This window comes from Apibacter sp. ESL0404 (genome assembly GCF_019469245.1).
In the GTDB taxonomy this organism is placed as follows: Bacteria; Bacteroidota; Bacteroidia; order Flavobacteriales; family Weeksellaceae; genus Apibacter.
Map to the genome: position 1 here is coordinate 362,107 of NZ_CP048267.1, position 11,945 is coordinate 374,051.

General features: G+C 25.5%; 9 protein-coding genes. All 9 read left to right on the top strand.

The window, feature by feature from the left end:
* The first annotated feature begins 2 nt into the window (after window positions 1–2).
* The 9 genes from def to GYM72_RS01505 all read left to right on the top strand — a co-directional run bounded on the left by def (window position 3) and on the right by GYM72_RS01505 (window position 11,921).
* Window positions 3–599: a peptide deformylase gene (gene def, locus GYM72_RS01465; protein ID WP_160568448.1), complete on the top strand. Its 597-nt coding sequence runs from the start codon at window positions 3–5 to the stop codon at window positions 597–599.
* A gap of 20 nt (window positions 600–619) precedes the next feature.
* A complete protein-coding gene (mnmE, locus tag GYM72_RS01470; RefSeq protein ID WP_220264455.1) occupies window positions 620–1,993 on the top strand; it encodes a tRNA uridine-5-carboxymethylaminomethyl(34) synthesis GTPase MnmE in 1,374 nt (457 codons plus the stop codon).
* Window positions 1,994–2,402: 409 nt separating this feature from the next.
* On the top strand, window positions 2,403–6,188 hold the full coding sequence (locus GYM72_RS01475; RefSeq protein ID WP_220264456.1) for a hypothetical protein: 3,786 nt from the start codon (window positions 2,403–2,405) through the stop codon (window positions 6,186–6,188).
* Between the two features lie 609 nt (window positions 6,189–6,797).
* Entirely contained in the window at window positions 6,798–6,974 is a 177-nt protein-coding gene (locus GYM72_RS01480) for a hypothetical protein (RefSeq protein ID WP_220264457.1), read from the top strand.
* Window positions 6,975–7,076: 102 nt separating this feature from the next.
* Window positions 7,077–8,588: a hypothetical protein gene (locus GYM72_RS01485; RefSeq protein ID WP_220264458.1), complete on the top strand. Its 1,512-nt coding sequence runs from the start codon at window positions 7,077–7,079 to the stop codon at window positions 8,586–8,588.
* Window positions 8,581–9,294, top strand: coding sequence for a hypothetical protein (locus tag GYM72_RS01490; protein ID WP_220264459.1), 714 nt, complete (start codon window positions 8,581–8,583; stop codon window positions 9,292–9,294). Before GYM72_RS01485 ends, GYM72_RS01490 begins: the two co-directional genes overlap by 8 nt.
* Window positions 9,295–9,627: 333 nt before the next feature.
* Window positions 9,628–10,191: a hypothetical protein gene (locus tag GYM72_RS01495; RefSeq protein ID WP_220264460.1), complete on the top strand. Its 564-nt coding sequence runs from the start codon at window positions 9,628–9,630 to the stop codon at window positions 10,189–10,191.
* A 156-nt stretch (window positions 10,192–10,347) separates the two neighbouring features.
* Window positions 10,348–11,058, top strand: a complete 711-nt coding sequence (locus GYM72_RS01500) for a hypothetical protein (RefSeq protein WP_220264461.1) — start codon at window positions 10,348–10,350, stop codon at window positions 11,056–11,058.
* A 179-nt stretch (window positions 11,059–11,237) separates the two neighbouring features.
* On the top strand, window positions 11,238–11,921 hold the full coding sequence (locus GYM72_RS01505) for a hypothetical protein (RefSeq protein ID WP_220264462.1): 684 nt from the start codon (window positions 11,238–11,240) through the stop codon (window positions 11,919–11,921).
* The last annotated feature ends 24 nt before the right edge of the window (window positions 11,922–11,945 follow it).

Consider the following 11,945-nt stretch of genomic DNA (forward strand, 5'->3'; position numbering starts at 1 on the left):
AAATGTATAAAATAGCATATCTGGCATTGTTTGTCATACTAACATCTTGCGGAAGTTGTTTTACCTCTTCAGAGAAAGCAATTATTTATCAATCTCCCGACTCTCCGGCAAGAGTTTTAAAGATAAATCACAAAGAGGATTCATTGATTGTTAGAAAACCTTCTAAACGAATAAAAAAAATACACAATAATAAAGATTTGGAGCAGCTGATAAAGAAGCTGTACTTAACTATGTTGGAAGAAAACGGAGTAGGAATTGCAGCACCTCAAATTGGAGTAAATCGAAATGTTTTTTTATTTTATCGATTGGATAAGGAAGAAAAAACGGTAGAAGTTGCTATTAATCCACGGATTATTTCCCATTCTACCGAATTACTATGTTTTCAGAATGACGGATGTTTATCCGTACCTAACCGATATGGAACTTCGCAACGTTATGCCTGGATTGAGGTGGAATATACGGACCAAAATGAAAAAAAGGTTACTCATAAATTTTTAGGTGGAAGTCGCGCCGAAGATTATACCGGTACTATTTTCCAACATGAATTCGATCACCTGCAAGGAAAGCTTTATATTGATAAACTTTGTAAACCTAACTAGTTTTTTTATTATCTATATTAATGTTGTTTGAAGATACTATTTGTGCATTAGCCACTCCACCGGGAACAGGGGCATTAGGAATTATCAGGGTTTCTGGTAAAAATTCAATCTCTTTAGTTAATTCTGTTTTTAAGGGTAAAAATCTAAATGAGGTACCTTCTCATACGGTTCATTATGGTTTTATTAAAGATGAAAATGAAACGATTGATGAAGTGATGGTTTCCGTTTTTTTAGCTCCTAAAACTTTTACGGCAGAAAATTTGGTGGAAATCACATGTCACGGTTCCCAATATATTGAACAGCAAATTCTTTCCTTATTACTTAAAAAAGGGTGTCGATTGGCTCTGGCAGGTGAATTTACACAACGTGCTTTTCTTAATGGACGTATAGATTTAAGTCAGGCCGAGGCAGTTGCCGATTTAATTTCTGCCGAAAATAAAGCCAGTCATGATATGGCCCTATCTCAAATGAGGGGAGGATTTTCCTCTCTTCTCAAGGAATTACGAGTTGAATTATTGGATTTAGCCTCACTTCTAGAGCTGGAATTGGATTTTTCTGAGGAAGATGTTGAATTTGCCGATCGTTCTCAATTAGTACAATTGATGGATAAGATTTTAGGGGTTATTAATCCATTAATCGAATCATTTTCTTACGGAAATGCTCTTAAAAACGGGGTTCCGGTTACTATTCTAGGAAAGCCAAATGCGGGAAAATCAACCTTGTTAAATGCTTTATTGCAGGAGGAAAGGGCCATCGTCAGCGATATTGCGGGAACTACTCGAGATACCATTGAAGAATCGTTAGTTATAAATGGTATTCAATTTCGATTTATAGATACGGCGGGATTACGGGAAACGGAAGATCAAATAGAAGCTATAGGAGTAGCCAAGGCTTTGGAAAAGGCCAAGGAAGCCTCAATTATATTATATTTGGCAGATGTAACAGAATTAAATTGGGAAGAGATAAAATCTGATCTTATTAAATTTCAGAGGGAAGACGTATCTATCATTATATGTTTAACTAAGCTGGATAAGAATAGCAAATTCACTGTTTATGAAATTCCCGATGAAATTTTACAGAGATATTCAGTACTGATGGTTTCTGTTAAGCAAAATCCGGATCTTTTAGAACTTAAAGAAAACATGTATTCGTATATAGAATCTCAAAAGTCTACTTCTCAAACAATTGTAACTAATGTACGTCACGTGAATGCTTTGATTCGTGCGCGAGAATCTTTACTTTTATGTAAAGAAGGTTTACAAAGCGGATTAAGCAGCGAATTGATTGCGATTGATTTACGGCGTGCCTTGGAAGCGCTCGGGGAAATCGTGGGACAAGTTTCTAATGATGAACTGCTCGGAAATATTTTTGGTAAATTTTGTATCGGTAAATAGGCTGGAGCATAAAAAGATTTAAATAGAAAAATTAGCAAATAAATCCTTTTCTAAATACGGGTTACGGAAATATTTTTCTTTCTGATTGTTTCTTATCCTATACTTACTCTTCCCAAATTCTTATTGATTAATTATTATCTTTTATAATTAATAAGTAATCTAATCAATGCCGAATTTATAAACTTATATAAAGAAGTAAGTATTGATGTTATTATCGATTGGAATGAGTTTCCAAAAGATATGGTAAAGTAATTTACTATGATAAATTGGAAGTTACATAATAGGATAAGATATATTCATCTTTAAAGTTTTTAAAGGAGGGTTAATTTATATGAAATTTTGCTTGATATAGTCATAAATAGAATTATGAGATAAATAGGTTTTTGTACATTTGTATAAAACCTGTTTTATGAATTTTAGTTTTATATCTTCTTTATTTTCAGATAAGAGTAAAAAAAATGATGAAGAAGTAACATCCATATCTTCGCTTGCTCCTAAAGTTTTAACTAAAAAAGAAGATATTGATAAAATTCGACCATATTTAGATAAATTAGGAGATACTTTAAAAGCTAAAGGTATAAATAATATTGCATTAACAGGAGGATATGGTTCAGGAAAAAGCACTATATTAAAAACGTTTCAGCATTGGAATAAAAAAGAATATAAATTTTTGAATATTTCATTAGCTGCATTTAATCAAACTAAGTCGAAAGAAAATTTCAAAGAACTGTATGAATTAAAAATTAAAAATGGAAAAACTGAAAAAGAAGCTGAAAAGGAAATTGCTAATGAGTTTAAAGAAACTTTAATAAATAATGAAGAACTTGAAAGACGGCTTGAAATAAGTATATTACAACAAATTGTTTATAAGGTAAAGCCCTCAAACCTTCCGGAATCTCGTTTTAAAAGAATTATTAATATACCAAAATGGAAGTTAAGGTTTTTATTTCCTATTGGATTTATATTGTGGTTGTCGAGTATAGTTATACTCTATAAATATAATTATTTAGATAAGTTAAATCCAAATACGTGGATATTAAGTGATAGTTTAGATTGGAGTTCTATTTTTGTATTTTTAATTTCATTTTTAGGCATTGGGTATTCTTCAAAATTAGTAATTGAACTATTTAGTAATTCCAAAATAAATAAGGTGAACTTAAAGGGGGAAATTGAAATTGGAGATAATTCCAATAAATCAATACTCAATGAACATTATGATGAAATCTTATATTATTTTGAAAAGAATTCGTATAATGTGGTAGTTATTGAAGATTTGGACAGGTTCGATAATACTAATATATTTACTAAATTAAGAGAATTGAATATATTACTCAATAATGCTGATACCATAAAGAATAAAAAATCATACAGAAAACATGGGATAAAATTTCTATATGCAGTAGGAGATGATCTATTTAATGATAAAAAAGAGAGAGTAAAATTCTTTGATTACATTATTCCAGTTATTCCGTTTATAAATTCGTATAACGCAGATGAACCATTAATAAATTTAATAAAAGAATCAGGGTTAGAAGAAAATATATTTCCAAAAGAATTTCTTTCAGATATTACTACTTTCATTGATGATATTGATATGAGGTTATTAATTAATATTTTTCATGAATTTGTGATTTATAGAAATGTTTTGAAACCTGAATTCATTAAAAAACCGGAAGAACTATTTGCAATTATTACTTATAAAAATGTTGATCCAGAAGACTTTAATAAATTAAATAATAATGATGGAAAACTCTATAATTTAATTAGTAATAAGGAAAAATATATTAAAAAATATGTTGAGGAAAATAATAATAAAATAGTAGAATTACGAAAACAAATTAAGAATATTAATAATGAAAACATCTCTGATATAAAAGATTTAAGACGAATTTATATTAATCAAATTTTAACAAAACTTCCTAATACTCCAATATATATATCTGAAATTAATATTGAGAGTTTCTTAGTAGATAAGGGATTTAATTGTTTAATTGAAAATGGAGAAATAGAATATAACTATCTACATAAACGTTATTATGGACCAATAACAGATACACTAATCTTTAGTTTTGAAGAGATTGAGAAAGAAGTTAATCCAAATTTCACATATAAAGAAAGAGTTAATTTTATAGAAAGTAAATTTAATAATAGAGTTGAATTACTACAAAAAGAAATTGAAAAATTAGAAGATAAAAAAATAGAAATTCAAAATTGGGATTTAAAACAAATTTTTAAAGACGTTGATATCAACCACTATTTAAAAGATTTTTCTAATAATGGATTATTAAGAAATTTAGTTTTGGAAGGATACATTAATGAAAATTACAATGATTATATTTCACTATTTCATGGAATATCACTTACTAAAGAAGATAAAATTTTTGAACGAAATGTAAAAAGTGGTATTGATACATATTTTAATTATAAATTAACACATATTGAAAATCTTATTGATAATCATTTAGAATTAAAATATTTTGACAGAGAAACAATTTTAAATTTTGACTTATTAGATTTATTAGGAAATAAATACGATGAATACTCAAAGCAATACGACAATATAATTAAATTGTTATCAAGTGAAAAAGAAAGGTCAATAGAGTTTATAGACCAATATATTGAAGATGAAAATAGACCTTTAAAGATATTTATACAGATATTAGTTGAAATGTGGAAAGGGTTTTGGGAATATGTATATGATAATTATAGTTTTGAAAAACAGTTTAAGTATTTACGTTTAATCATTGATTATAGTGAAGTTGAATCGATTTTGAAGTATCAGAATAAAGATAAATTAAAAGAAGCGTTTGAAGAAAAAATTGATTTTATAAAGTTGATAAAGACTAATGATGAAACCGATTATTATATTGAATTAAAAAATAAAGTATCTGAAATAATAAAGAGTTTAAATATAAAATTTAATAGTTTAGATATTGATAGAAATAATATTGAAAAACTATTTAATTATATTTATTTTAATAATCATTATAAGATAAATAAGGATAATATATTTCGAATGATTTCAATATTTGGAGAGAAGAATGTAGGGAATACCTTTGAAACTTCTAATTACTCAACAATACATAAATCTAATTGTAAACCTTTGGTTGAATATATTACTTCTAATATAAATACTTATGTAGAAAATGTTTATTTAAAATTAGAACAAAATAAATTTGAGGATGTATGGAGTTTACTTTTACTTTTAAATAATGAAAAATTAGAAGATAAACTAAAAATTAAAATAATTCAAAAGGTAGAAACAGTTATACCTGATTTATCTATAATTAAAGAAATAGGGATTAAGGATTTATTGTTAATAAATAATAGTGTGATACCTGTTTGGGGAAATATTATTAACTATTATACAAGCTATGAAAATACAGTAAATGAAATTTTAGTTGAATTTTTAAATTCTGAATATGTGTATTTAGCTTTAGCAAATGAGAAGATGCCTCATAAATCTGAAACTTTTGATTATTCTTCTTTCAGAAAAAATCTTCTTTTATGTAATGAAATTTCAGATGACAGTTATGTAAAATTGTTTGAGAGTAGTATTTATACAAGAGAATCTCTTTCTTTTGAAAATTTAAGTGAGAATAAGATTGAGTATTTAACGAATAAGATTCTTACTACAACTAAATCAAATTATGATTTACTAAGAGAGAATTTCCCTAATAATCATATAACATTAATTGAAAATGATTTCACTAAATTCATTGAAAATATTAATGATTTTGAAACAGATGAAGGAGATATTTTGTTGATATTAAAGTCAAATAAAATTACTATTGATAATAAGTTTAATTACATTTCAAAATTGGAAGAAAAAACAATAATTGATAGTAAGGATATATCTAAATTAGTTGGAGATATTATACTTCTAAAATCAGAAATGATTAATTTTAAATTTGAGACTCTACAATCAATTATTGTAAATTCAAACTCAAATGAGAATAAGATAAGATTGATTAATTTGTATTTCAGTCGGTTAAATGATGCAGGGATTGTTAATTTAGTGGGAAGTATAAATTGGAATTACAAAGAATTATTTAAAAAACAACATAAACCTAAATTTAGTGATTTTCCTTATAAAAGAGAACTATTTGAAAATTTAGAATCTAGAGGATTAATTAAATCATTTCATAATGATAAGAAAGATAAATCTAAAATAAGGGTTATAGCTAATTATTAATTTAAAATTCACTAAATATTCTTTGATGGTTTTTACGAAATGTCTTACTACTTATAAAATAATCCATTATTGATGTGTAAAGTTGATTTCTGTATTGGGAATTAAACTGAAGCATAAAAAGATTTAAATAGAAAAATCAGCAAATAAATCCCTTTCAACATAAGGATTACGGAAATATTTTACCTTCTGATTATTTCCTATACTATATCTACCCAAATTCTTAAAGATTAATTTTTAACTTTTTATCTTAAATTATTTAAATCAATAAAATAAAAAAGTAGTATATCCAGTCACAACTAAGTGGCTTGAATTATTGAATTATTGACTATGATTAAAATTAATTTTAATTTGAAATCATATTCAAAAAATACACAACTTCATAATAGTTTTTAATATTTATAATTAATAATTAACTTCAGAAGATATCTCATTATTTCCGATTTGAAAACGTTATAAATAAACATCCATTCAAAAAGATAAAATATTGTTATATTAATCGTACAAAAACTGTATTTATAGTAAAACAGGCAAAATATATAGCAGAAAAATATAAAATAAAATAAAAAATACTAGTATATTTGTTGAGCCTATTTATTAAATCAGAGTACTATGAAATATACCATTCAGGCTGTCTATGGAGAAAAAATTCCTTTTACAACAGCAGAAAATTTAGATTACTTACTTAAATTTTTAAAAACTCAAACTCTTTATATTAAGTTTATAAAGATCTTTTTTACCACCTATACGGCAAGCAAACCCGAAGTAAACATCCGTTTGAAAAGCTGATTAAATAAATCAGATTTTAAAATCAGTTGATAGTATTTCGACACAAAAATTCATAACTAAGAAACAATATCTATATAATAAATTTAAAAAAAAGAGTAAAAAATGGAAGGCGGTAACATTGTTCGTAGAATAGGCGGAGAAAGTATTAAAAGAGCTAAACAATCTATAACTCTAACAGCTAAAAATGGGAATCTTATTTTTAATGCTAAAAGGGTAGAAATGATTGGCAAGCAAGACGGTGTAATATTTTTAAATGATTATAAACCTCCTGAGCCTTTGCAAGTAATTCATATTGAGGGGCCTTTAAATGAACAAGGAGAAAAAGTTTCAACAGTGGAAAAAGGGAAATCTTATAAATTTAAGATTACTCAATTTAATAGGGAAGTAAAATCGCCGACAGAACTCATGAAAATTAAATGGTCGTTACAGCTCAATGACGATGCAGTACAATTATCGGCTAAAACTATTGGAAAACAAGAAGTAACGTTAGATATTTCGAAAACTGATTCTTTGGATAAAATTACTATATATGCTTATATTTCCAATTGGAAAAAAGAAGGGAAATGTGAAGTAAATATAAGTACCAAACAAGGAGGAATACATACCCGATTTTATGACGAACAAGGGCAACAGATATACGACATACCTAAGAAATTGCAAAAAGCATTTAACGAAGAATACGGTATCAAGATTGCCTATGACAAAGAAAATGAAATGCTATACTATAAGGGCGAATGTGCTCCAGCCTATGAAAAAATATCTCCAACTGCAATTGCACATTGGAAAAGAGAATTAAGCAGAGATCAAGTATCTAAGGGTAAGTTGTTATTTGGATATAATTTTGGGTATAAAATAAGAGCAGAACCTATCAGTAATAATTGGTCTGGATATAAAAAATATTCATTTAATGACTTCGATGATAATGGGAATGTTCTTTATTTAAAAAAAGAAGAAGGAGCTGTTAGTTCAGGGATTGTACCGGGAATACCTGAGGTAAATATGCAAGTAGTAAAAGAGTTAAAAATGAAAGAACCTTCTCCAGGGATAAAAATAGGAGATATTGCTTTTATTGATTTAGCTGATTTTGATGATAATTTGAATCAAAAGGGTTGGAAGTATATATATACATTAGAGAACAAATACAAACAATGCAAAATAGATTTGCCTAAAATTGATCGTTATTTTAATTTGCCTAGAATTTTAGAACATGAATTTATTGGGCATGCTATACAGAAATTAACGGATAATCCATACCCTTTAGGGTCTATAGAAGAACAAACGCAAGGTTATGTTCCAGTAGAGGCAAAGTTGTGTAATATAATTAGAAGGGAAATAGAAATACCGGATAGAATAAATTATACAGGTCAAAGTGAAAATTATATATTTATCGAATTTGGTTTTTTAAATGGGTCAGATAATCCCGATCCAGATATTAAACCTATTATAATTTATGAAGAAGATCGGGGATATAAAACTGTAAATCTTCCTCCAAAATATCCTAGAAAACATGGAGAATTTAAACTTTATAAAGATAATATAGATAAAATATCAATAATAAAATACTTTAAAACCGTAAAATATGATGTGTATAAAAAAACTTTTGATTTTGATTAATTTTTCCTTTATCTATGTATTTCAAGGACAAATAAGCAGTCGAGAAATAAATAATGTAGATGTTAGTCCAATTGATCATTTAAAAATTGAGGTATATAAATCAATTATACTTTCCAAAGAGTTTAAAAGCAATAAGCAATGCCATGTAGTAGGAATTAATTCGGTTTCTTTAAATATGGATTATTATCCTAAAGGCTATTCTACAGGCGGTTCTCTAGGTTTTTATTATACAAATCTGGATATAACTAAAGATAGTGTATCAGTGAAAGAATTAAGAAAAGATTTGCCAAAAAAATACTGGATATTTGAGGATTCAAGAAAATTTTTGGGTGTTGAATTTGATCGAGAATACATTTCTGCACTTCTAAATACAGATAGTTTATATATTCCTCAGAAAATTGATTTTATAACGGATTTATGTGAAAGTAGTTTTGATATAATAAAAATATACGAACCCATAGATAAATGGATGAAGATTTATCAGAAATATTATAGTAAACACCCTATGGAATTCAATAATAAATATGAAAATTATGAGGTTGTAATTCCTGTAAAATATGAATCGTTATCAAAAGGGCATATGTTTCTTGAAAAAGAAAAATATTATTTATTCAAAATTAAGATAGGATATAACGATAAAGGTAAATTAGAAATAATCAAAGAAATAATAAGTGGTATAAAAGAGGAAAGAGATATAATAAATTAAAAAGTGTTTTCATTAGAAATTATAATTTATACAAATTGTAAAAAAAATTAAATTTTAAATAAACATTTTTATTTTTTTTACAATAGTTGTTGAAGGTGAGCCTTATGATTATATACTCGAATAATAAATAATAAAGAAATAAAAAAAATATATGCTTAATAAAGGCGCATTTTCAAAAAAAGGAAAGATTAAATCAGTAAAAGTTGTGGATTAAATTTGATGGAGCAAATGAAACCTATTATTTTAGTTAATTTTCTCTTTATAAGTATTTATTTTTATGGGCAATCGGATTGTCTAAAAAATAATGACTTAGATTTTAGTGCTATTAAATTCATGATATTTAAAAGTATTATTTCATCAAAAGAATTCGAAAATAGTACGCAATGTAAAATGATTGTGATTCCTTCTACTTCTTTAGGAGTTACAAAAAAATATGAATACTTAGAACCTTATGTAAAAAAGGATTCTCTTACGTTGGATAAATTAAGAGATTTTTTACCTAATAATTATTGGATATATCAAATAGGTAATGAAATGGAATATATTAATAAGGGAAGTAATTTAATAGATTATTATATAAATGCGGATTCCATATATGCTCATAAAAAATTTTCAGAAAATAGAGAACGAAAATTATTCACTAATGATAAAGGCTTTTATTATTATCATTGTAATGATAAATTTGACATTATCAAAATCTATGAGCCTTTTGACAAATGGGCTAATCTTTATTTTAAAGAAATTAATAAGAATAATAGATTTATAGAATTTATAATCCCCGTAAAATATGAACACCTAGAACGTTTTAATAATAAAGAGAAGTATTTTTTATATAAAATACAACTATATGAAAATGGTGTAGAAATAAAATCTGTTAAATTTATTGGGATGGAATAGTAGCTATGCATATGCAATAATAAAGATTAATTAATATATCAACTAAATAAAATATAAAGGTTATTAATTCTAAATTCTTTATTAAAAGTGGGATGAAACTTAAAGTGGAAATATTTAATAATCTTTTTAAGTAAAAAAAATTATAAGCCATAAAATATGATGTGCATAAAAAAACTTTTGATTTTTATTACTATTTTTCTAATAAACCAATTTCACGGACAATCAATAAGTAAAGAAGAAGATGCAGTTATAAGTTTTATTGATTTTTTTAAAACGGAAGTTTATAAATCTATTATACTTTCCAAAGAATTTAAAAGCAATAAAAAATGTCATATAATTGGAATTAATGGACTCTCATTAAATATCGGATATACAGCAGGTTTTGCTACAGGGGGATCAAATGGATATTTATATAATGATATTTATATAACAAAGGATAGTATATCAGTGAAAGAATTAAGAAAAGAATTACCAAAAAAATACTGGATATTTGAAGATTCGGATAGTTTTTTTGGGGTTCAAGTTGGAGCAGATTATATTTATAATCTTAAAAAAAATAATATTGAATATTTGCCTAAAAATATTGATTTTGAACCTGATGTATGTGATTTTAGTTTTGACATTATAAAAATATATAAACCCCTTGATAAATGGATAGATTTTTATGAAAAATACTATGATAGAAGTTATAATTCAGAAGTCTTAATACCTGTGAAATATGAATTATTATCTAATGGAAATAGATCCATTGAAAAAGAAAAATATTATTTATTCAAAATTAAGATAGGATATAACGATAAAGGTAAATTAGAAATAATCAAAAAAATAATAAGTGGTGGAAAAGAGGAAAGAGATATAATAAGATAAAAAGCATTTTCATTATATATTATAATTTATATTAATTGTTAATAAATTTAAGCTAAATATTTTTATTTTTTTTAAATATTATTGAAAGTGAGTCTTATGATTATTTATTTTAATAAAAAAATAAAGAAATAGAAAAAATATATGCTTAATAAGGACGCATTTTCTAAAAAAGGGAAAGATTGAATCAGTATAAGTTGTGGATTAAAATGATGTACAATAAGAAAGCTTTACTTTTTCTTAGTTTGTTCTTTTGTAAATTAAATCTATTTAGCGGGCAGATTAAGGATAGTTGTTCTATGTATAGAATATGTTATTCTGAGATAGATACAGTTAAAATAAATATTTATAAATCAATTCTTAATTCTAAAGAACTTCAAAATAATAAAAAATGTCATATAGTAGGAGTTAGTCCAATTTCATTGAATATGAAATATTCGCCTGGATATGAAGCAATGTTTTATGACATAAAAGAAATTGAGGACACGGTTTCTGTTAATAACTTGATAAATTCTTATCCTGAAACATATAGGTTTTATTCGATTAATAATAAACTTTCTAATTCTTTGGATATTAAAGACTATATGTACTATTTAGATATATTAGAGGGAAAAAATGATTTATACACCTTAGATAATTTTTATGATGAAATATGTAATAATAACTTAGATATAATAAAGATACAAGAACCTTTAGACAATTGGATGAAAATTTATAAAGCTAATATTTTACTAAATAAAGCAAATGTAGTAATTCCTGTTATTTATGAATCTTTTATGGAAAAGCCTAAATATCTTTTATATAAAATAGAATTATATGAAGGAAGTACAAAGGTAAAATCAATGAAAGCAGTTGAATTAGATTAATTTAATAAATAAGTTGAAATTCCA